The sequence below is a fragment of the Paraburkholderia sp. J7 genome (assembly GCF_905220155.1).
Taxonomy (GTDB): domain Bacteria; phylum Pseudomonadota; class Gammaproteobacteria; order Burkholderiales; family Burkholderiaceae; genus Paraburkholderia.
This window is the reverse complement of the sequence record NZ_CAJMYZ010000004.1, coordinates 419,879-440,654: the sequence shown is the minus strand read 5'-3', so window position 1 is coordinate 440,654 and position 20,776 is coordinate 419,879. Positions and strand designations below refer to the sequence as shown.

Sequence of the window (20,776 nt, the reverse complement as noted above, 5' to 3'; positions counted from 1 at the left end):
CAGACGCCCTCCGCGCCGGGTTTCAGGAAAGCGGACGACAGGGCGTCCGTGCCGCCGGAGTGGCGTGGCACTTGCAGCAGGGATGGCGGATCGACAAGGGCAAGGCGCATGGACACAGAATTTCGTTGGCGTTGATGACACGGCGACGATGCCGCGATGGTACGCACCGCCCGCGCCGTCGTTGCTGGAGCGGCTAGCGGCTCGCGACTGGGCTTGCCTCGACTGAAACGGCACGACACTACTACAACCTTCATGACACTCACAACCGCGCCAGGCACCCCGCGAAATCCAGACCACGCGGGCTTTCGCGGCGCTTTCGCAGGCCTTCTGGCCAGCTTCCAGAACGGGAACGCACGCGGCTTCTGGACGTCATCGTGATGACGCATCGATGACGCCTTGATGACATAGCGTGTCGTCGCTCCTGCCACTTCGAGGCCGCCAGCGCCAGTAGGCGTCGCTTGCGCGCCACACGTTAGCCCGTGCGCGAACCCCGCGCGCGAAGCCTCGCTGACCGCGCTGACTCCTCCTCCAGCCCGCTCACCGCCGCTCAACGCCACGTAGGGCCGTGCTGGCGGCATGCGGCTTGCATGTTTGCGATCTGCGCACGTCCCCGCACCCTCGCGCGCCGCCTCTGAACACCGCACCGCCGCTTCGAGAGCGGGTTCGCGGGCCCCGTTCGAGGGGTAAAATCGACGGGCTCCGTCAATGGCGCTTCGATGCCCCGGGGGCACCGATACCACGCCTCAATACCACTCACGAACCAGAAGGCCGATGAACAGGAGACTCTTGCGCCAGGCAGCCGGGCCCCTCGGGGTCGTGGTGGTCGCGCTCGTCTGCTGGGCGGCGGCCGACTGGCTCGCGGACCGCATGGTCCGCCAGGAGTTCGAAGCAGCGCTCACCGCGCAGCGCCAGATGATGCGCTCGGTCGTGGACAACATGGCCGAAGTGATCGCAAGCGACCTCGCCATGTCGCGCGCCATTCCCGCGACGATGGCCGAAACCCGCGTCGTCCAGCAGGCGCTCACCGAGGCCGCGCATTATGCCGCGTCAAGCGATTCGACGGAACTGGCGCGGCGCAAGGACCTGCAAAGCGTGCCGGCGCTCACCGGCGTCGACCGCTTCCTGCACGACGCCCAGGGCTTCTCCGGGCTCGATGCGATCTGGCTCGTCAACGCCAACGGCATCTGCATCGCCTCGAGCAACGCGCTCGAGAAAATCTCCTACGTCGGCGTGGATATGCGGCCACGCGCGTATCTGAACGAAACGCTGCTCGGAGCGTTCTCCGAAGCCTACGGCGTGGGCACGGCAAGCGGCGAACCCGGCATCTTCGTCGCCGCGCCCGTCTACGACGACGGCCTGCTGGTCGGCGCCGTGGTCGCGAAAGTCAGCATCGCGCGCTTGCGCCACTGGGTCACGCACCCAGGCACCTTCGTCGCGGACAACAACGGCGTCATCATCATGGCCCACGACAGCGCGCTCGAAGGACACGCCCTGCCGGGCTCGCACGTCGCGGAAATGAACGCGGTGGACCGCGTGAACACCTATTTGCGCGAGCATTTTGCGCCGCTCGAACTGCGCTCGGCCTCGAAAGCGGCGTTGAGCGAGGCGCCGTGGACGCCGCGCGCGGACGCCGCGCAAATGATCGAATGGCCGGGCCAACGCTCGCCTGCCCTCTATGAACACCGCGGCGGCCTGAACTCCGGGCTCTCGGCGCATCTCGTGGATCCGGTCAATGCGTGGTCCGATCTGATCGCGAACCACCAGCGCGACCGGCTCCTCATTTTCCTCACGCTCGCGGGCACGGCAGCGCTCGCGGCGGTGATCTCGGTCTCGTGGGTGCGCGAGCGGCGCTTGCACCACGCAAGCCGCGATCTCGCCGGGCAACTGCAGGCCGCGAACGCACTGCTCGCCGCCGAGGCGCGCCACGACGCGCTGACCGGCGCGCTCTCGCGGCGCTACTTCCTCGACCTGCTGCGCCGCGAGATCGACGCGTCCTATGCCGCGGGTACGCCGCTGTGCATGGCGATTGCCGACCTCGACTACTTCAAGCAGATCAACGACCGCTTCGGCCATCCGGCCGGCGACCGCGCGCTCCAGCATTTCGTGGAAACCTGCCGCGCGGAACTGCGCGCCGACGACGCCGTCGGGCGTCTTGGCGGCGAGGAGTTCGGCATCCTGTTGCCCGCGACCTCGCTTGCCACGGGTCAAGCCGTGCTCGACCGCCTGCGCCAGCAGGTCGGCAAGCGCATTTGCGTGGACCTGCCCGAGGAAGCGAGCGTGAGCGTGAGTATCGGCGTGACCGAGCTTGCCGCCGCGCAGGATCAGCCGGAGCGTCTGATGAGCCGCGCCGACCTCGCGCTCTACATGGCGAAGGCAGCCGGGCGCGACCGCTGCGAGGCCATGACGGCCGAGGGCGTCGTGCCGCCGCGCGCCGCGGCGCCAACCTGGTGAGCGCGCAACGAACTGGCGCGACAACCCGCACGAAACAAGCCCGTATCAGTCTGCGGGACTCGCCCGGCTCAACCGGCGAGGCGCGGTATCATCGGATAAACGGTGCGCGCCAGTCTGTGCGGCGCGCATGAGTCAAACCGCGCCACTTCGGTGTTCCGCACAAATCTGGAGGCATGCATGAAGGGAAATCTGGTCATTGTCTGCCGCGATCAGGATGCGCTCGCGTTCGACCAGCTGATGGTCGAGTACGGCGCGTTCCAGACGCGCCTGTCATCGACCGCGTGGTATCTGAAACTCGACACCACGCCCGAGTTGATTCAGGAAGAAATTCTTGCCCGCCTCGGCAAGTACACCACGCACTACATCTTCGAAGCGGACACCGTAACCTATAACACGGTGGACAACGACGCCGCCGCCGCGCTCGACACGCTTTTCACGGCCTGAGCGGGTGCGTTTGGGTTCATCCGGCATTACCCGGCGTCGCTGAGGCGGCGCCTTCGCACGGATCGTCAGGTCCGTACCACGTAAAACGCAGGCAAACCCAGCCTGCCCCCGCGTCAAGCGCATCCGGCCATGCCCCACCTGAGCGGTGCGGGCTTGCGCCAGCCAATCAACCGCGAATTACCAGATCTGCGCCGCTTCGGTTACGGTGCGCTCCACCACGTCGAACGCAAACGTCATGCGCACCGCAAGACCGCCGCTTTCGCCGTTGCCGATCGAGAGCTCGCCGCCCGCGCGGCGCACGAGGCGCTCGACGATCGCCAGTCCCAAGCCGCTGTGGCCGTTGCCGCCGCGCGCCGGGTCGAGCCGCACGAACGGCCGGCTCGCCTGTGTGAGATCCTGGTCGGGGATGCCCTTGCCGTGGTCGCGCACGGTGAGCGAAAAACCCGTTGCCCCGCGCTCGCTCTCGATCACGACGGGCGGTGCGCCATACGCATGGGCGTTGTCGAGCAGGTTCGAGACCACGCGCTCGAGCGTGGCCGCGGGCAGACGAAACTCAGGACCGGCGCGCAGGCGCATTTCGATCGCAATCGTTTCGCCGTTCGCCGTGCGGTGGTTGCGCACAATGCGCTCGCACTGATCGTCGACCTCGACGGGCTCGCTGCGATCGGCGCCGTCGTGCGCGAACACGAGGAACTGGTCGACGATGTGCGCCATCGACTCCACGTCGCGCACGACGCCGTCGCGCACCTTTTGCTCGTCCATCATTTCGGCGCGCAGGCGCAGCCGCGCAAGCGGCGTCTTGAGATCGTGTGCCACGCCCGCCAGCATGACGGCGCGGTCTTTTTCGGTGCGCTCGACTTCCTTGACCATCTGGTTAAAGCCGAGCGTGAGCTGGCGCAACTCGCGCGGCCCGCGCTCGGGCACGGGCGGCACCGGCTCGCCCCGGCCAAAGCGGCCCACGGCCTGCGCGAGCGCGCTCAAAGGCTTTTGCAGCATCCACGCAGCCACGAGCGCGGCGATCACGGCGGTGGCGAAAATGGTGACGACCCACGGCAGAAACTTGTCGAGCGGCCGCATGACGCGCAACGGCTGGCCCGGCAAGACGATCCAGCGGGCGTCCTGCGGCCCGCGCACCCAGAGCGTGGGCGGCCCGCCCGGCGACCCGAGGCGCACGTCGGTGCCGGGCGGCATGCGCTCGCGCACGTCGTCGATGAACCGGCGCAGCGGATCGGGCATCCGATCGGTCTGCGGCGGCACGGCGGGACTGGCCGGGTCGACGAGCTGCACGCGCGAAGGCAGCGGCTGGTCGGGCTCGCGCTGGACGTGCTGGCGCACCGCGTCGACGAGGAAGGTGGCCTCTTCGACGGCGTAGCGCGTTTGCATTTGATTGTGTTCGACGCGCATGAGCGTGAACCACGCGACATGCGACACCAGCAGAACGCCGATGAAGATGACCGCGAGGCGCCCGAACAGCGAATCAACCGGCCGGCGCATGGTTGCCCTGCTCTCCGTCGGGAACGAACACGTAGCCGCGGCCGCGCACCGTCTGAATGAAGCGCGGCGTGGACGGATCGCTTTCGAGAATGCGCCGCAGACGCCACACCTGAACGTCGATGCCGCGGTCCGTGCCGTCGTACTCGGGACCGTGCAGCAGCTCCAGCAGGCGCTCGCGCGTGAGCGTGCGCATGGGGTGGTTCACGAAAATCTTCAGAAGCGCGAACTCGCTGCCCGACAGCATGATGGGCTTGCCTTCCTGCTGCAGCGTGCGCGACTGGAAGTCGAGCGTGAAGCGGCCGAACGCGTACGGCTCGCGCTGCTCGGGCGCCGCGGCCGAAGGCACCGTACGGCGGCGGCGCAGCACCGCCTGCACGCGCGCGAGCAGCTCGCGCGGATTGAACGGCTTGCCGAGGTAGTCGTCCGCGCCGAGTTCGAGGCCGACGATGCGGTCCACGTCGTCCGCGCGCGCCGTGAGCATGATGACGGGGATGTCGTCGCCGGCCGCGCGCAGCTTGCGCAGCGCGGTCAGGCCGTCCACGCCCGGCATCATCAGGTCGAGCACGATCAGATCGGGGCGCTCGCGCTCGAGCCGCCGCTCGAGCGAGCCGGCGTCGTGCAGCACCGAGACTTCCATGCCCTGGCGCGCCAGATAGTCGCGCAAAAGGTCGCGTAGTTCGAGGTCGTCGTCGACGACAAGGATTTGAGTAGCCATGGGATGAAGTGTAACGCGCGCGCGCGGGCCGTTTGCTTACAGCTCTTCCACCTGGGTTACGAGGTGTTACCGCGAAAGGCGCGTGTAATGTCGCGTAATCTCGGCGGCTTGCCGCGTAACACGCGCCACCTGCGGGGTCGATACGCTAGGGACACCGGTTGCGAGCGCCACCACTTCCGATAAGCGCCGCGCCAGACCGGATAAAACCCTCAGGATTTGTCAGGAGCATCACCATGTACAAGACGACTTCGCGCCTTCTCGCTATCGCCGCTGCCTCGCTCGCGCTCACCCTGGGCGCCACCGCCGCCAACGCCCAGATGCCGCCGCCCCCGGGCGGTCCCGGCATGATGCAGCACGGTCCCGGCATGCACGGCGACTTCATGCTCGGCTTCAAGAAATTGCACGACAAGCTGAATCTGAACGCCGCGCAGGAAAAGCAATGGCAGGCCGCGCTCGACACGATGAAGCAGAACGGCCAGGCCATGCGCAAGAATCATGAACAGATGAAGCAGCAGTTCGACACGATGAAGAACCAGCCGATTCTCGACCTGAACGCCATGCACGCGGCGCACGAGCAGATCGAGCAGCAGAACCAGCAACTGCGCGAACAAACCACGCAAGCGTGGCTCGCCTTCTATAACGGCTTGAACGACCAGCAGAAGACGACCGTGAGCACGGCGATCAAGGAACGCTTCGCGAAGATGGAACAGCGCCACGACCAGATGCGCCAGCGCTGGGAGCAGCACCACAAGGGCGGCGCTTCGGCACCGGCCGCGCCGCAGTAACCGGCTCGCGCACGCGCCGCCCGTGGGCGGCGCGCCCATGCGCAAATGTGCGACAAAGCGCCGCGGGATTCGCATCCCGCGGCGCTTTTTTTGGCGCGAGCGTTTTTTCCGCTTACTTATTTGCCCGCTTACGCGTATGCCGGCTTGCCCGCCCCTGCCGGTCAACGCTCAGGCGAGATCGAACAGCAGCACTTCGGCCGCTGCGCCGTTTGCGAGCGCGACGCCCGCCTCGGCTTCGATCATCGCGGCATCGCCCGCTTCAAGGCGCCGGCCGTTCACATCGAGCGCGCCGCGCGCAACATGCAGATATACGCGCCGCCCCGCGGGCACCGCATACTCGACGCGCTCCTCGCCGTCCACGAGTCCCGCGTAGATCGAGGCGTCCGAGCCCACCGTCACCGAGCCGTCCCGCCCGTCGGGGGAAGCGATGAGGCGCAGCCGCCCGCGTTTGCCGGCGTCGTCGAAGCGCTTTTCCTCATAGCCGGGCGCCCCGCCGCGCTCGCGCGGCAGCAGCCAGATCTGCAGCAGGTGCGCTTCCTCTTCCTTCGAACCGTTGAACTCGCTGTGCATCACGCCCGTGCCGGCGCTCATGCGCTGCACGTCGCCGGGGCGGATGGTCGAGCCGTTGCCCATGCTGTCGCGGTGCGCGAGCGCGCCGGAAAGCACGTAGGTCACGATCTCCATATCGCGGTGGCCGTGCGCTCCGAAGCCCTGGCCGCCCGCGATGCGGTCGTCGTTGAGCACCCGCAGCGCACCGTAGTGCATATGCGCTTCGTCGAAATAGTCTGCAAACGAAAAGCTATGGTACGAATCGAGCCAGCCGTGGTTGGCGTGGCCGCGTTCGTCGGCGCGTCGGATGGTCAGCATGGCAATCTCCGGTCAATCATGTCGATGTTCGAAGGTAAGGGCGGCGGCCCGCCTGCACAATCCGCAGCGGCGCACCGCATCGTTTCGCCAGCGACATCAATGGGCTGCGCTGCCAGCGTTGCCCTCCGTCAGACTGGCACACCCTCCGGCTTCGGGTAAAATACCGCGCTTTTCGGCCAGCGCGAGCCCGATGGCCCGGGGTGGACAGCCCGGGGCGGCACCGCCGCCGCGCCAACGCGCGCGGCCGCCGGGGCCGGAGTGCGTCCGCGCTTTCCGACCCGCATTTTTGATCGCCTAGAATGGCGGCCAACGGTCACGAGCCTTAGCCGCCCCGCTTCGGCCGCGCGCCCCTTACCGCGCCGCGCCGCCCGTATCAGCTGTGCATGGGACCGCAGTCAGTGCTCTCGCACTCGCTGCGGCTCGACAGGAGAATGATGAAGAAGTTTGCAGTGTGCGTGGCGCTGGCCCTGATCGCGGGCAGCGCCGCCGCCAAAGAGTGGAAAACCGTGCGCATCGGCGTGGACGCCAGCTATGCGCCGTTCGAGTCCAAAGCGCCGAACGGGCAGATCGTCGGCTTCGATGTCGACCTCACGAAAGCCCTGTGCGCGCGCATGAACGTGAAGTGCGTGTGGGTCGAGAACGACCTCGACGGCATCATCCCGGCGCTCAAGGCCCGCAAGTTCGACGCGATCGTGTCGTCGCTGACCGTGACGCCGCAGCGTGCCCAGCAGATCGACTACTCCGCGAAGATGTTCGATGCGCCCGCACGCATGCTCGCGCGCACGGGCTCGCCGCTACTGCCGACGCCTGCCTCGCTCAAGGGCAAGACCGTGGGCGTCGAGCAGGGCTCGACCCAGGAAGCGTACGCGAAGGCACACTGGGCGCCGCAGGGCGTGAACGTGATCTCGTACCAGAATCAGGATCAGGTCTACCAGGATCTGATCGCCGGCCGCCTCGACGCGACGCTGCAAGACGAAGTCCAGGCCGACTTTGGCTTCCTGAAAACGCCGCGCGGCAAGGGTTTCGCGTGGGCGGGCCCGGAAGTGGAAGACCCGGCGACGATTGGCGACGGCACGGCAATCGGCCTGCGCAAGGACGACGCCGACCTGAAGGCGAAGTTCAACACGGCGCTGGCCGCGATTCATGCCGACGGCACGTTCGACAAGATCGCGAAGCAGTACTTCGACTTCGATATCTATAAAGGCAAGTGAACGGGAAAGCACACGCAGGTAAATAAACAACGAGACATTACCGCTCGCGCCGCGCGCCACGACGCTTAAAGCCCCGGGGGCTCCCCGATAGACCGCCACCGGGCTTCGTATACAGTCACAGGCGCAGTCACATGCGCAGTCACATGTGCAGTCACAGGCGCGCTCACGAGCACAATTGCATCGGCCACGCGCGCGTACGCAACACCGCGCAAAACACCGCGCGGCCATGAACGGATTTGAACCGCGGCACACAAACGCCGCGCCTTTCGCGGTGTGAGAAACGCACCGTCAAGGACTTGCCCATGTTTCTTCAAGGCTACGGCCCGCTGATCCTCGCCGGCACCTGGCAGACCGTCAAGCTCGCCGTGCTGTCGCTCGCGCTCTCGTTCGTGCTCGGGCTGATCGGCGCGGCGGCCAAGCTCTCCAAAAACCGCGTCGCGCACGGCGCGGGCACGCTCTACACCACGCTCATTCGCGGCGTGCCCGATCTCGTGCTCATGCTGCTGCTCTTCTACAGCATCCAGATCTGGCTGAACAACCTGACCGACATGCTCGGCTGGGATCAGATCGACATCGACCCGTTCCTCGCGGGCGTGGTCGTGCTCGGCTTCATCTACGGCGCGTACTTCACCGAGACCTTCCGCGGCGCGTTCATCGCGGTGCCGCGCGGCATGCTCGAAGCGGGCCACGCCTACGGCATGACGAACTGGCAGGTATTCACGCGCATCATGTTCCCGCAGATGATGCGCTTCGCGCTGCCCGGCATCGGCAACAACTGGCAGGTGCTCGTGAAGTCCACGGCGCTCGTCTCGATCATCGGTCTCGCCGATGTCGTGAAGGCCAGCCAGGACGCCGGCAAGGGCACGCTGCGCTTCTTTTTCTTCACGCTGCTCGCCGGCGCGATCTATCTCGTCATCACCACGGTCTCCAACTTCGTGCTGATGTATCTCGACAAGCGCTACTCCACCGGTGTGCGCAAGGCGGATCTCTGAATCGCACGAGGCCAAGACCATGCAAGACTTCGTCCAACTGATCCAGCAGTACTGGCGCAACTACCTCTTCTCCGACGGCTACCATTTCAGCGGCGTGGTCATCACGCTGTGGCTGCTCGTCATCTCGATCGGGCTCGGCTTCTGCCTCTCGGTGCCGCTCGCCGTGGCACGCGTATCGAAGAAGAAGTGGCTCGCCGGGCTCGTGTGGCTTTACACGTATATCTTCCGCGGCACGCCGCTCTACGTGCAGCTGCTGCTGTGCTACACGGGCCTTTACAGCCTCGAGATCGTGCGCAATCACGAGCTCACGAGCGCGTTCTTCAGAAGCGGCATGAACTGCACGCTGCTTGCGTTCACGCTCAACACCTGTGCGTACACCACGGAAATCTTCGCGGGCGCGATCAAGGCCACGCCCTACGGCGAGATCGAAGCCGCGCGCGCCTACGGCATGTCGCAGTTCACGCTGTACCGCCGCGTGATCCTGCCTTCGGCGCTGCGTCGCGCACTGCCCTACTACAGCAACGAAGTCATCTTGATGCTGCACGCAACGACCGTGGCCTTCACGGCCACCGTGCCCGACATCCTGAAGATCGCGCGCGACGTGAACTCGGCGACGTACCAGTCGTTCGGCGCGTTCGGCATCGCCGCCCTGCTGTACCTGATCATTTCTTTCACGCTCGTGTGGCTGTTCCGCCGCGCCGAGCGCCGCTGGCTCGCGTACCTGCGACCGCAAGGCAAGTGAGTCCGCTAGAGGCTATTTGATGAATTCCCAGAAGCAGAAGCTGTTCGTCGACTCCATCCACAAGAAGTACGGCGACAACGAAGTCCTCAAGGGCGTGTCCCTGAAAGCCAATGCAGGCGACGTGATCAGCGTGATCGGCTCGTCCGGATCGGGCAAGAGCACGATGCTGCGCTGCGTCAACTTCCTCGAGCAGCCCAACGCCGGGCGCATCGTGGTGGACGGCGAGGAAGTCGCCACGCGCGCCGACAAGCGCACGGGCGCGCTGCACCCCGCCGACGCGAAGCAGCTCCAGCGCGTGCGCACCAAGCTCGCGATGGTGTTCCAGCACTTCAACCTGTGGTCGCACATGTCGGTGCTCGAGAACGTGATCGAAGCGCCGGTGCACGTGCTGGGTCTGTCGCGCAAGGAAGCCGAAGATCGCGCGCGCACCTATCTGGAGAAGGTCGGTCTCGCGCCGCGCGTGGAGAAGCAGTACCCCTCGCACCTCTCCGGCGGTCAGCAGCAACGCGTGGCGATCGCCCGCGCGCTCGCCATGCACCCCGACGTCATGCTGTTCGACGAGCCGACCTCGGCGCTCGACCCCGAACTCGTGGGCGAAGTGCTCAAGGTCATGCAGAAGCTCGCCGAGGAAGGCCGTACGATGATCGTGGTCACGCACGAAATGGGTTTCGCGCGCAACGTTTCGAACCACGTCATGTTCCTGCACAAGGGACTCGTGGAAGAAGAAGGCCAGCCGTCCGAGGTATTCGCCAATCCGAAGAGCGAGCGCCTGCGCCAATTCCTTTCAGGCAGCCTCAAGTAAGACGACCTTCAGGGTCGCCGCCTTTCGGCGATGTAGTAAAAGTAGTTTTACAAGGCGCTTACAGCGCCTTTTCTTTTTTCGTCTTTTGCCCTCGAAAAGCCGCCGCTTTGACGTCAAAAACGGCGTTTTTCGCATTACTCCTTGTGAAATCGCTCGTCAATAGTGGCAATCCTGAACTTAGCCAATAAATTGACGTGAGTCCCTTATCCCGTAAGGCTTTCGATCTATTTGTAGTACCTCTCTGACCACCATCCAGGAAGGCCATATTGCAATTTGACGACACCACGGGGTGCGAGCACGAATTAGTTCGCCAGCGCGGACCTTTTTTGCTAAATTAGTAACCAAAGTAGCAAAACAAAGTTCATTAAAAGTAGTTTCACTTCAAAAAGAACGGGAGATGCCAGTCAACCAGGGGACCTGCAAGACGACCCAGCCCGGGTCATGCAGCGGCACCAGCCCGTACGCCGGTCCTCGGGGTAATTCTCCCTCACGCGACGATTTCTGTTCGCAGCGCCGCCAAGCGCACGGACGTCTTTCGCAGTACTAAGGTTGACTCTTTGACAGGGTATGGAGGAGAAGATGAAGAAAGCTTTGCTCGCCGCAGCATTGATGTCGGCTGGCGTGGTCGCGCATGCACAAAGCAGCGTCACGCTGTATGGCCGCCTCGACATGGGTATCGCGTACATGAACGGCATCGGTGCCGGCGTCAGCACCACTCCCGGCAGCATCGGCTCGGCTACCCACGGCTCCAGCCAGGTTCAGCTCGAAAGCGGCTACTGGGGCACCAGCCTGTGGGGCATGAAGGGCGTTGAAGACATCGGTGGCGGCAACAAGGTTCTGTTCCACCTGGAAGGCAGCTTCAGCACGGCTAACGGCTCGCTCGGCTCGGCCGGCTCGCTCTGGAATCGCTGGGCAACTATCGGTGTAGCGAACGATCAGTTCGGTACGCTGCTGGCTGGCCGCATGCTGTTCATCTCCAACGGCATTTGGGACTTCGACCCGTTTGGTCAGTCGAACTGGTCGTCGGCTTCGATGGTCCGTGGCCGCAACTGGCCGCAATCGAGCAACAACATTTCGTACCAGTCGCCGAACTGGATGGGCTTCGACGTGTACGGCCAGTACGCGTTCTCGAACGCAACGAACTGGAACGGCAACGGCTCGACGTCGCAAGGTCGCGAAGCTGGCCTGCAGCTCACCTACACGAGCTCGCTGTTCCAGGTCCGCGGTCTGTATGACGAAATCCGCAATCCGAACAACGGTCAGCTCGGCGGCGTCTACAACGCGCTCAACGGCGGCAACACGACTCCGGTCGGCACCCAGGCTACCGGCAACGGCGTGTTCGCGTACTCGCGCGACTACATGGCGATGTTCAACATCTTCCTGGGCGCATTCAAGGTTCAGGGCGGCTATGAAGCCATCCGTTCGTCGGGCATGAACCCGGGCATCATCGGTCAGCCGACCACGCTTGACCACGAATGGGGCGGTGTGACGTGGCAAATGACGCCGGCTGCAGCGCTGATCGCAGCCGTCTACCACGTCAATGCGAACAACGGCGGCGGCAACGCCACGCTGTACACGGTTGGTGGTTCGTACAACCTGTCCAAGCGCACGCTGCTCGACATCCAGGCTGGCACGGTGCAGAACAGCAAGACGGCCAACTTCGGCCTGAACGCCAACAACTTCGGTACGGCGGCAGCAACCGGCAACCCGCTGCCGGGCCACAGCCAGGTTGGCGTGTACGCAGGTATCCAGCACTCGTTCTAATTTGAAGCGAGTGTAGACAGAACAGCTACATCGACGTTTTCACGCTGCTGCGAGAGGCGCGTATCGGTGCGATGTCCGAAAGGGTATCGCACCGTTTTTTATGCTGGGGACGGGCCGCGAAAGCGGCGCCGTCCCCTTTTCTATTGGTGCATCCGGTGCTTCGTGTACTTCGGGGCCGCAAAGCGGACGGCCTCACACCGCCGCTTCGTTCTCCTCGCCCGTGCGGATGCGGATCACGCGCTCCACGTCGGTCACGAAGATCTTGCCGTCGCCGATCTTGCCCGTGCGCGCCGCGCCGATGATCGCGTCGATCACCTGGTCGGCCTGATCGTTCGCGACGACCACCTCGATCTTCACCTTCGGCAGGAAGTCGACCACGTATTCGGCGCCGCGGTAAAGCTCCGTATGGCCCTTCTGGCGGCCGAAGCCCTTGACCTCGGTGACGGTCAGGCCCGTGAGGCCCACTTCGGCGAGTGCCTCGCGCACTTCGTCGAGCTTGAACGGTTTGATCACGGCAGTAATGCGTTTCATGGCGAACCTCGTCTCGTTATCGGATCAGTCGGAAATTTCAGAACCTATCGGGATTCTACGCTGTGCGGCCGGGGCTCAAGCCGAGGGCTTGCCCGCGCTCGCCCCACTCGCTTCATCGGGTACCTGTTCCAGGTCGGCGAGCCACACCACCGACTCCGAATCGCTCGGCGCGCGCCAGTCGCCGCGCGGCGACAGCGAGCCGCCCGAGCCGACCTTCGGCGAATTCGGAACGCAGGTGCGCTTGAACTGGCTCTGGCGGAAGAAGCGGTCGAGGAATATGCGCAGATTGCGCTTGATCGCCGCAAGATCGTACTGGTTGCGCACGACTTTCGCGTTCTCAGGCCACGCCCCGGCTTCCCGGTCGCCCCACGCGTGGCGCGCGAGGAACGCCACCTTCGAAGGCGCGAAGCCAAAGCGCAGCGTGTAGTAGAGGTTGAAGTCCTGCAGCTCGTATGGCCCGATCGTGCTCTCGGTTTTCTGCTCGGGCGCGCCATCGGACTTGCCCGGAATCAGCTCGGGGCTGATGTCGGTGGCAAGAATCGCCTCGAGCACGTCGCGGCCGCTCTCGCCGTTCTGGCCAATCTGGCCTGTTTCGGCCACCCAGCGTACGAGATGCGTGATGAGCGTCTTCGGCACGCTCGCGTTCACGTTGTAGTGCGACATGTGATCGCCCACGCCGTACGTGCACCAGCCGAGCGCAAGCTCGGAGAGATCGCCTGTGCCGATCACGATCGCGTGATTGAAGTTGGCAAGGCGGAACAGGTGATTCGTGCGCTCGCCGGCCTGCACGTTTTCGAAGGTGATGTCGTAGGTTTCCTTGCCTTCCGAATACGGATGGCCAAGGTCTTCGAGCATCTGCATGCAGCTCTGGCGAATGTCGATTTCGCGTGCCGTGCAGCCGACGAGCGCCATCAGTTCGCGTGCCTGGCGCAGCGTGCGCTCGCTCGTGGCGAAGCCGGGCATGGTGTACGCGAGGATGTTCGCGCGCGGCAGCCCGAGGCGATCCATCGCCTTCGCGCACACGAGCAGCGCATGTGTGGAGTCGAGCCCGCCCGACACGCCGATCACCACTTTCTTGATGCCCGCCTGCGAAAGCCGCTGCACGAGGGCCTGCACCTGGATGTTGTAGACCTCGTTGCAGCGCTCGTCGCGGCGCTTCGGATCGGCCGGCACGTAGGGGAAGCGCTCCACGCGGCGCGCCAGCGCGAGCGTTTCGCGCGCCCAGGCGCCCTCGCCCGCCAGCTCACATGACATCACGCGGAACTTCGCGACCTCATCGGCGTGGCGGCGAATCGAATCGCCGAACGTGGTCTGGCGGATGCGCTCCTGCTGCAAGCGCGCGAGATCGATGTCGGCGAAGATGAGGTGCGAGTCGTCCGGGAAACGCTCCGATTGCGCGAGCAGTTCGCCGTTTTCGCACACGAGCGCGTGGCCGTCCCAGGCCATGTCGGTGGTCGATTCGCCCTTGCCCGCCGAGGTGTACAGATACGCCGCGAGACAGCGCGCCGACTGTTGCGACACCAGTTGCTGCCGGTAGCCCGCCTTGCCCACCACGACATTCGACGCCGAAAGATTCACGAGCACCGAAGCACCCGCAAGCGCGGCGAACGACGACGGCGGAATCGGCACCCAGACGTCTTCGCAAATCTCCACGTGAAAGCGCAGACCCGCGATCTGCGGCACGTCGAACAGCAGCGACGCGCCGAACGGCACGTCCGCGCCGGCGAGGCGCACGGTGTCGGTGCTCGCGACATCGGCGGGACTGAACTGGCGCGGCTCGTAGAATTCGCCGTAGTTCGGCAGGAAGCTTTTCGGCACGACGCCCGCAACACGTCCGCCTGCCACGACAGCGGCACAGTTGAAGAGCGAATGGCCCGCGCGCACCGGCAGCCCGACGATCATCACGAGCGGCAGCGCGGCCGAGGCTTCCACGATCTGCGCGAGCGCGCGCTCACAGGCGTCGAGTAACGCTTGCTGATGGAACAGGTCGTCGCAGGTATAGGCCGAGAGGCCCAGCTCGGGGAACGCGACGAGCGCCGCGCCCTTCGCAGCAGCCTCGCGCGCGAGCGCGAGCGTCTCGGTGGCGTTGAACGCAGGGTCGGCCACACGGCAGCGGGGCACGCCCACGGCCACGCGCGCAAAGCCGTGCGTATAGAGATTGAAGAAGCGCTCTTTCATTTCGATAACCTTGAGGCGGGCGCGCCGCGCACGAAAGCGCGCGCTCTGACGTTCGGGCTGCTTGATGCCGCTTGGTGCCACGTGATGCCGCTTGATACCCCGCGTGGCTGCCGCCGCTGCAAGCGGCGCGGCGGTCCTCACCCGCTCGGGACGTTTGCTTTACCATGACCGTTTGCCGCGGCAGGCGCTGTTGAAACACCTACGCCGCTTCCCACGCCAACGGGCACGCAAGTTGAAACAGGAACATTTCGATTATCGCACGGGCATCCTCGGCTCACCGTCCGAGGTCGACGCCGCCGAATGGAACGCGCTGCTCGCACGCCAGGCGCAGCCTACGCCTTTTTTGCGCCACGAATTCCTCGCGGCGCTCGACGCCACGCGCTGCACCACGCCGGACGAGGGCTGGGCCGCGCAGTTCGTCACGCTCACGGACACGCGCACGGGGCGCCTCGCCGCCGCCGCGCCGGTGTACCTGAAAGGCCACTCGTACGGGGAATACGTGTTCGACTGGGCCTGGGCCGACGCCTACAAGCGCAACGGCCTCGAGTACTACCCGAAGCTCTTGTGCGCCGTGCCGTTCACGCCGGTGCAGGGCACACGCCTGCTCGCCGCCGACACCACCGCGCGCCGCCATCTGGCCGCCACGCTGCTCGCGTTCGCCGAGCAGGCCGACGTCTCGTCGCTGCACGTGCTCTTTCCGACCACCGAAGACGCCGCGGCGCTGACCGACCTCGGCATGATGCAGCGTGAAGGCGTGCAGTTTCACTGGCTCAACGACGGCTATCGCGACTTCGAGGACTTCCTCTCGACGCTCGAGCAGAAGAAGCGCAAGAACATCCGTGCGGAACGCCGCAAGGTGCGCGAGGCGGGCGTGACGTTGCGGCGCGTGCGCGGCGAGGATATCAGCGACGCCGAGTGGCGCTTTTTCAGCCGCTGCTACCGGCAGACGTACCGCGAGCATTTCTCTTCGCCGTATCTGAATCTCGACTTCTTCCGCACGATCGGCGAGACGATGCCGGAGAATCTGCTGCTCGTGATCGCCGAGCACGAAGGCAAGCCGATCGCGAGTTCGCTCGTGGTCTGGCAGCGCGGCGAGAATAGCCAGGGCGGCACGCTCTATGGCCGCTACTGGGGCGCGCTCGAACACGTGCCGTGCCTGCACTTCGAGACCGCGTACTATCAGCCGCTCGAATTCTGCATCGAGGAAAAGCTCGATGTGTTCGAAGGCGGTGCGCAAGGCGAGCACAAGATGGCGCGCGGTTTCCTGCCCACCGCCACGCGCTCGGCGCACTGGCTCGCCCACCCTGCGTTCTCGGACGCCGTTGCGCGCTTTCTCGAAAACGAGACCAACCATATTCACGCCTATATGCACGAGCTCAATGAGCGCAATCCTTTTCGTGCTTGATGTGTCCGGGCACAACGGACGTCCCGCCCACTACTGCTTGAACCAGCGGTGCGAAACGTTGTCGACGAGCATCTTGGCGTGCGCGTCCGTCTTTGCCTTGATCTGCGCAAGCTCTGCTGGCGTCATGCTCGCATTCGAGCACGCGGCGCGGTAGTTGGGGAAGTTGATCCCGCAGGTGAGCGCCATCTGCTTGCCGCGCTGCGCGTCGCCCGTGTCGCGATAGAACGCGATCATATCGGGCCACGTTTGTGGCGCCTGCCCGAACCAGGCGAACTGCCCTTCCAGAAATGCACGTGCCTGTGCCCGGTCGCCGGCCGCCGTTGCATCGGCGAGTTGCACCTGCACACGCCATGAACGCTCTGGCGCTTTCTGGTTGCGCGCGAGAATCTGCCTCGGCGTCTCGCTCGAACGAGCGCCGGAGAGCGCCAGCAAATTGGCAAGATAGTAGTCAGGGGCGGCGTCGTTCGCCGTGGCGCCCGAAGCCGCTCTCTGCGCAAGCCGGTACGCCTCGCCATAGCGACGCTGGGCCTCCAGCATGTCGATGTCGCTCAGCATCGCGTAATGTGCGAGCACTTCCTTCGTGTGCCGCTGCTTACGCGCGGCTTCCCACGGCGCCGTCTTCGCAGGCGGTCGCTTTCCCGCGATCAGGCCCTCCACGGCCTTGCTGAGGTCGTCCTCACGTGCAGCGCCCTCCGGGTGCGTATCGCGCAGCGACGCCATACCCTTCGCCAGCGCACGGTCCAATGTGCGCTGCGCGTCGTAAGCGCCGGTGTTCAGGCTCACCTGTCCCTGCGTGAGCGCCTCGTTGAGCTTCGCGAGCGCGTCGTTAATGCCCTGCAGAGCCTGCGCGGGGCCAGATGGCTGTGCATCAGAGGTTGGCGCTGCCGCCGCAGCAGCACCGTTAGCGCTCACTGCGCTTGCGGGCGCGCTGGCTATCGGTACCGATCCCTTAGGGATCCTGGCGAGCGTATCAGCGCGAATCTTCTCGTGCATCGCGTCGTCCTGCGCCTTTTGCAACTTCTCATCGCGCTCGCGCGCCGCGGTGTCGTAGCTGTCGATGCGCTCAAGAAACGCCTTGAACCCATAGATATACGAGTAACCGCAACGCAAGCTTACGGTCGCGCCAAAGAGGTCGGCCTGCTCCTCGATGCTGCGCTGCCACGCCGGCATGAGCACAGTCGTGCCTATGCTCTGCACGAGCATGATCTTGTCGAGCCCGTTCCAGCCGCGATCGACGACGTTGCGGTTCACAACCGACCACGTCACGCCTGCAAGGATCGCGGAAGCGTCGCCCGCATTGCGCACGTCGTACACCGCGTAGTGGTTCAGGTAAATGTGGCCGTATTCGTGTGAGAGGATCGCAAAAATCTCGTCCTCAGATTCCGCCGACATGATCCAGCCAAGCGGAATGTAGATGTTGCCCGCCGCCGTCGAACTTGCGTTGAGCGATGTGTCCGACGTGATATGCACGGTGACGGGCCAGTCCACCGTACCGGTCGCCACTTTGATCTTCTGTAGCAGCGCGTTGAGGTATTGCTCCATCTCCGGCATGGAAACGAGGCCCCAGCCGTCGGCGCGATGGTCGTTGAGATCCTGCTTCGGGTCGGACCAAGTGTGCGCGGGCGGCGGCGGCAGTTCGCCCGCGGTCGTGACGACTGGCTTCTCGGGCGCGCCTGGTGCGAGTGAAGAAAGTGTCGCAAAGCCGGAGGGCACTGGCAAGTTCGCGCAGCCCGCAAGTGCGAGCGCGAGCGCGGCGGCACAGGCCACTGCGGCGTAGGCGAATGGCGGCCTCATTGGCAACGGTTCGTCGACGAGCCGAGATCGCCCGCGCTCTGCGTGCCTCCCGCGGTCTTCTCGCAATTCGCTTTCACAATCTGGCTCGCGCGCACGTTCATCGAGTCCACCCAGTAGTCCTTGCCGTCCACCTTCACGCGGTAATAGCCCGAATTCTCTTCGAGTACCGGCCACGGCAGGCCGCTCGCGTGCGTCGAACTGACGGGCGCAGCCGGCGTGGGGGCAGCGTAAAGCGGCAGCGGGTCGCGTTTTGCGCTCATGATCGACTGGCCGGCCACGGCCACGGCAGTCCACGTTGCGGCAAGTGCGAGCGCGAGAGCCAGCGCAGTTTTCGCCCCGCGGCGCACGAGTTTCGGCATGATGTTCAGATTGCGGCTTTGCTTCATATTCATTCCCCGTTTGCGTGGTGATTTGCCTGTTGGCTTATTTAGTCCTGCTGACATTGCTCTTTTACGTCGACATGCGCTTTGGCGTCCTCACCGTCCTCCGATTCTTTCTCGGGACCGAACAGCCAAATGACCAGCTTCTCGTTCCACTCGAACCATTCCGCCGCAAGCGCGAACACCGCGATATCCACGATGCTCAGAAAGCCCATATTCAGCACGGACTGGCCGAGATACAGCAGCAGGGCGACCAGCGCCAGCGACGCCACGATCTCAACCGAGCGCTTGACGAACCAGGCGACCGATTCGCCGACACGTCGTGCAACCCAGCGCGTTAAGCCATTGAAGGGCTCGCGCTCGCGTTCTACCTTCTTGCGTATGCGGTTTTTCGCCAGGCGCACCGCCACCACTGCCAGCAGTCCGCCCGCAACCAGCATGAACAGGTGCACGTGATCGCGGTCCGCTCGCAGTGCGAGCGCCGTCGCGTGCTTGTAGCGCGGGCCGTAGGTCAAGAGATTGTCGAGCGCCATCGCGTGAAGATAGACACCTGGAACGCGTCCGTGGATCGGCGAAATCACATAGTCATTCGAATACTCTCGCGCGGTGCCGATCATGACGACGCGATCGGTCAGTGCGCGCTTGAGCAGGGTCTCGCCAACGTCGTCGGAGCTCGCGAAGTCATAGCCGTAGACCGTTTCGTGGTAGACACAGACCGGCTTCTCCGCGTCGTGAAAGAGCCACTCGCGCAAACCGAACGGCGCGATTTCGAGCAAGCCATGATCGGTACGGCAATAGGCTTCGTGACGCTCCTGTCTCTCGCCCTCTTCCACGGCCCGAGCAGGCGCGAGCAAGCGCAAGCCGTCGGCCGCAGGAGCAAGTCCCCACGAGAGCGCCATCGGCACGCTTGCATCGTCGATCGGCTTCTTCGCGAGGTCGTCGTAAATCGCGAGTGCAGCGCTGGGCCCAACGGGGTTGCTACCGCTGTGCGTTTCGAGCGGGTAAGACCACGCGAGCTTGTCGACTTCGTCGGGCCGGAACGTGATCGCGACCGGCTCGAAGCAGCGCCCGCGCAGTTCATCGAGGCCCGCACGCACGCGCAATACGCCGGCCTCGTCAGGTGTTCCCGCAAGGTAGACTCTCGTGCCGCTGGCCCGCAGCATGCACAAACGCTGCGCGAACAACGCGAGCGTTGGGTCGGGACGAGGATCCCGGAACATGATGTCGAAGAATACGGCGCGCGGCTTGTAGCCCTGTAATGCGTCGAGGAGCCGGGCGTAATAGCCGTAGCTTGCAGGCCAAGTCTGCCCAGACTGAGTGAGCGAGGCGTCGTCGATCACCAGGACGGAAATCGCGTCGCGTGAGCCGTTGCCGTACACCTGCCCCGCAACGGGCGCGTAGACACTCGCGGCCTTGCGCGTGGCGAACTCCTCACCGAACAGTTGTGGCAGCACGAGCGCAGCCGCAATGCCGAATACGATGGCAAGAAGCCCCTGCAGCATCGTGCGATTGAAAAGTGCCGCGGCGAGCCGCTTCTTCAGCGCGCACGCTCCCCGTACCAGTACATTCATTCTCGTTATTGACTGCTTCTTCTTCGCATATTCCGCGCTTGTTCCGCGCGCTTCTTTCAGTTGCCCGGCCAGCGCGACGCCGCTGCCGAACACTGCTCTCGACTGCATTACGGCCGCCTTTCCGTAAAACTTTAGCGCGGCGCGGCGCGGCAAGCCGACCTCCATCGAGACTGACAGGACTTAGCATGCGATGAGATCTGTGGGACACTCACGCTCGCCCATCCAGATACGCGCCGCCCGCTTTCCGTCTCCATGCCGTGGTTCCTCTACATGCTCGAATGCGCCGACGGCAGCGTCTACACGGGCATTGCCATCGACGTCGCAGCCCGCTTCGCGCAGCACGCGAGCGGTACGGGCGCGCGCTACACGCGCTCGCGCAAGCCGGTGCAGGTGCTCGCGCAGTTCGAGTTCGCCGACCGGGCGCGCGCGTCGAGCGCCGAATACTGGGTCAAACGCCTCACCCCGCGCGAAAAGCGCGCGCTCGCGGCCGGCGCGCGCACGCTCGAATCGGTCCTGCCGCCGCCACCCCCGCCGCCGGATACGCCCCCGGACACCGAAGCATCAGAATGAGCAAACCGAGCAAACGTCTTGCCAAACGGGCGTTTGCTCTTTTCATCGAACACCCCGCGTAAAGCCTAAAGCCGCCCGCA

General features: G+C 64.8%; 18 protein-coding genes. 10 read left to right on the top strand and 8 right to left on the bottom strand.

Annotated elements, in window-relative coordinates; all coding sequences use genetic code 11:
• Positions 1-771: 771 nt before the first annotated feature.
• Both U5A58_RS09445 and U5A58_RS09440 read left to right on the top strand, forming a co-directional pair.
• A complete protein-coding gene (locus tag U5A58_RS09445; protein ID WP_321961233.1) occupies positions 772-2,451 on the top strand; it encodes a diguanylate cyclase in 1,680 nt (559 codons plus the stop codon).
• 177 nt (positions 2,452-2,628) lie between these two features.
• Positions 2,629-2,895 carry a hypothetical protein gene (locus tag U5A58_RS09440; protein ID WP_158757279.1) on the top strand — a complete coding sequence of 89 codons (267 nt, stop codon included), beginning with the start codon at positions 2,629-2,631 and terminating at the stop codon, positions 2,893-2,895.
• A 177-nt stretch (positions 2,896-3,072) separates the two neighbouring features.
• Here the strand turns inward: U5A58_RS09440 and U5A58_RS09435 are convergent, their stop codons facing one another.
• Together U5A58_RS09435 and U5A58_RS09430 are read right to left on the bottom strand one after the other, a co-directional pair.
• Positions 3,073-4,389, bottom strand: coding sequence for an ATP-binding protein (locus U5A58_RS09435; RefSeq protein ID WP_321961232.1), 1,317 nt, complete (start codon positions 4,387-4,389; stop codon positions 3,073-3,075).
• On the bottom strand, positions 4,373-5,104 hold the full coding sequence (locus U5A58_RS09430) for a response regulator (RefSeq protein WP_028207713.1): 732 nt from the start codon (positions 5,102-5,104) through the stop codon (positions 4,373-4,375). The genes U5A58_RS09435 and U5A58_RS09430 overlap by 17 nt, the downstream gene beginning before the upstream one ends.
• Positions 5,105-5,337: 233 nt before the next feature.
• Between U5A58_RS09430 and U5A58_RS09425 the strand changes: the two genes are divergently transcribed.
• Positions 5,338-5,889: a Spy/CpxP family protein refolding chaperone gene (locus U5A58_RS09425; protein WP_321961231.1), complete on the top strand. Its 552-nt coding sequence runs from the start codon at positions 5,338-5,340 to the stop codon at positions 5,887-5,889.
• 168 nt (positions 5,890-6,057) lie between these two features.
• Here the strand turns inward: U5A58_RS09425 and U5A58_RS09420 are convergent, their stop codons facing one another.
• Positions 6,058-6,756, bottom strand: coding sequence for a pirin family protein (locus tag U5A58_RS09420; RefSeq protein ID WP_321961230.1), 699 nt, complete (start codon positions 6,754-6,756; stop codon positions 6,058-6,060).
• A 434-nt stretch (positions 6,757-7,190) separates the two neighbouring features.
• Between U5A58_RS09420 and U5A58_RS09415 the strand changes: the two genes are divergently transcribed.
• The 5 genes from U5A58_RS09415 to U5A58_RS09395 all read left to right on the top strand — a co-directional run bounded on the left by U5A58_RS09415 (position 7,191) and on the right by U5A58_RS09395 (position 12,267).
• Positions 7,191-7,967 carry an ABC transporter substrate-binding protein gene (locus U5A58_RS09415; RefSeq protein WP_321961248.1) on the top strand — a complete coding sequence of 259 codons (777 nt, stop codon included), beginning with the start codon at positions 7,191-7,193 and terminating at the stop codon, positions 7,965-7,967.
• A gap of 302 nt (positions 7,968-8,269) precedes the next feature.
• A complete protein-coding gene (locus U5A58_RS09410) occupies positions 8,270-8,959 on the top strand; it encodes a histidine ABC transporter permease HisQ (RefSeq protein WP_321961229.1) in 690 nt (229 codons plus the stop codon).
• A gap of 19 nt (positions 8,960-8,978) precedes the next feature.
• Complete coding sequence (locus tag U5A58_RS09405) at positions 8,979-9,701, top strand: ABC transporter permease (protein WP_158757272.1); 723 nt, start codon at positions 8,979-8,981, stop codon at positions 9,699-9,701.
• A 19-nt stretch (positions 9,702-9,720) separates the two neighbouring features.
• Positions 9,721-10,503 (top strand): ABC transporter ATP-binding protein, encoded by a 783-nt coding sequence (locus U5A58_RS09400; protein WP_321912679.1) that lies wholly within the window; start codon positions 9,721-9,723, stop codon positions 10,501-10,503.
• Between the two features lie 579 nt (positions 10,504-11,082).
• Positions 11,083-12,267 (top strand): porin, encoded by a 1,185-nt coding sequence (locus U5A58_RS09395; protein WP_321961228.1) that lies wholly within the window; start codon positions 11,083-11,085, stop codon positions 12,265-12,267.
• Positions 12,268-12,459: 192 nt separating this feature from the next.
• Here the strand turns inward: U5A58_RS09395 and U5A58_RS09390 are convergent, their stop codons facing one another.
• Positions 12,460-12,798, bottom strand: a complete 339-nt coding sequence (locus U5A58_RS09390; RefSeq protein WP_027795598.1) for a P-II family nitrogen regulator — start codon at positions 12,796-12,798, stop codon at positions 12,460-12,462.
• A gap of 75 nt (positions 12,799-12,873) precedes the next feature.
• A complete protein-coding gene (locus U5A58_RS09385; protein ID WP_321961227.1) occupies positions 12,874-14,976 on the bottom strand; it encodes an NAD(+) synthase in 2,103 nt (700 codons plus the stop codon).
• Between the two features lie 232 nt (positions 14,977-15,208).
• Here U5A58_RS09385 and U5A58_RS09380 point away from each other — a divergent pair, with 232 nt between their 5' ends.
• Entirely contained in the window at positions 15,209-16,381 is a 1,173-nt protein-coding gene (locus U5A58_RS09380) for a GNAT family N-acetyltransferase (protein ID WP_321961226.1), read from the top strand.
• A 30-nt stretch (positions 16,382-16,411) separates the two neighbouring features.
• Here the strand turns inward: U5A58_RS09380 and U5A58_RS09375 are convergent, their stop codons facing one another.
• From U5A58_RS09375 to U5A58_RS09365, 3 genes are read right to left on the bottom strand one after another with little or no spacing between them, the layout of a single operon-like run.
• Positions 16,412-18,175: a M48 family metalloprotease gene (locus tag U5A58_RS09375; RefSeq protein WP_321961225.1), complete on the bottom strand. Its 1,764-nt coding sequence runs from the start codon at positions 18,173-18,175 to the stop codon at positions 16,412-16,414.
• Positions 18,172-18,567, bottom strand: coding sequence for an SH3 domain-containing protein (locus tag U5A58_RS09370; RefSeq protein ID WP_321961224.1), 396 nt, complete (start codon positions 18,565-18,567; stop codon positions 18,172-18,174). The genes U5A58_RS09375 and U5A58_RS09370 overlap by 4 nt, the downstream gene beginning before the upstream one ends.
• Before the next feature lie 35 nt (positions 18,568-18,602).
• A complete protein-coding gene (locus U5A58_RS09365) occupies positions 18,603-20,234 on the bottom strand; it encodes a CHASE2 domain-containing protein (protein WP_321961223.1) in 1,632 nt (543 codons plus the stop codon).
• A gap of 144 nt (positions 20,235-20,378) precedes the next feature.
• Between U5A58_RS09365 and U5A58_RS09360 the strand changes: the two genes are divergently transcribed.
• Positions 20,379-20,696, top strand: coding sequence for a GIY-YIG nuclease family protein (locus U5A58_RS09360; RefSeq protein ID WP_321961222.1), 318 nt, complete (start codon positions 20,379-20,381; stop codon positions 20,694-20,696).
• The last annotated feature ends 80 nt before the right edge of the window (positions 20,697-20,776 follow it).

What these genes read in the sequence shown, in the direction of transcription:
- U5A58_RS09445 (WP_321961233.1), top strand. Translation starts at nt 772, where the DNA reads ATGAACAGGAGACTCTTGCGCCAGGCAGCCGGGCCCCTCGGGGTCGTG.
- U5A58_RS09440 (WP_158757279.1), top strand. Translation starts at nt 2,629, where the DNA reads ATGAAGGGAAATCTGGTCATTGTCTGCCGCGATCAGGATGCGCTCGCG.
- U5A58_RS09435 (WP_321961232.1), bottom strand. Translation starts at nt 4,389, where the DNA reads ATGCGCCGGCCGGTTGATTCGCTGTTCGGGCGCCTCGCGGTCATCTTC.
- U5A58_RS09430 (WP_028207713.1), bottom strand. Translation starts at nt 5,104, where the DNA reads ATGGCTACTCAAATCCTTGTCGTCGACGACGACCTCGAACTACGCGAC.
- U5A58_RS09425 (WP_321961231.1), top strand. Translation starts at nt 5,338, where the DNA reads ATGTACAAGACGACTTCGCGCCTTCTCGCTATCGCCGCTGCCTCGCTC.
- U5A58_RS09420 (WP_321961230.1), bottom strand. Translation starts at nt 6,756, where the DNA reads ATGCTGACCATCCGACGCGCCGACGAACGCGGCCACGCCAACCACGGC.
- U5A58_RS09415 (WP_321961248.1), top strand. Translation starts at nt 7,191, where the DNA reads ATGAAGAAGTTTGCAGTGTGCGTGGCGCTGGCCCTGATCGCGGGCAGC.
- U5A58_RS09410 (WP_321961229.1), top strand. Translation starts at nt 8,270, where the DNA reads ATGTTTCTTCAAGGCTACGGCCCGCTGATCCTCGCCGGCACCTGGCAG.
- U5A58_RS09405 (WP_158757272.1), top strand. Translation starts at nt 8,979, where the DNA reads ATGCAAGACTTCGTCCAACTGATCCAGCAGTACTGGCGCAACTACCTC.
- U5A58_RS09400 (WP_321912679.1), top strand. Translation starts at nt 9,721, where the DNA reads ATGAATTCCCAGAAGCAGAAGCTGTTCGTCGACTCCATCCACAAGAAG.
- U5A58_RS09395 (WP_321961228.1), top strand. Translation starts at nt 11,083, where the DNA reads ATGAAGAAAGCTTTGCTCGCCGCAGCATTGATGTCGGCTGGCGTGGTC.
- U5A58_RS09390 (WP_027795598.1), bottom strand. Translation starts at nt 12,798, where the DNA reads ATGAAACGCATTACTGCCGTGATCAAACCGTTCAAGCTCGACGAAGTG.
- U5A58_RS09385 (WP_321961227.1), bottom strand. Translation starts at nt 14,976, where the DNA reads ATGAAAGAGCGCTTCTTCAATCTCTATACGCACGGCTTTGCGCGCGTG.
- U5A58_RS09375 (WP_321961225.1), bottom strand. Translation starts at nt 18,175, where the DNA reads ATGAGGCCGCCATTCGCCTACGCCGCAGTGGCCTGTGCCGCCGCGCTC.
- U5A58_RS09370 (WP_321961224.1), bottom strand. Translation starts at nt 18,567, where the DNA reads ATGAATATGAAGCAAAGCCGCAATCTGAACATCATGCCGAAACTCGTG.
- U5A58_RS09365 (WP_321961223.1), bottom strand. Translation starts at nt 20,234, where the DNA reads ATGCAGTCGAGAGCAGTGTTCGGCAGCGGCGTCGCGCTGGCCGGGCAA.
- U5A58_RS09360 (WP_321961222.1), top strand. Translation starts at nt 20,379, where the DNA reads ATGCCGTGGTTCCTCTACATGCTCGAATGCGCCGACGGCAGCGTCTAC.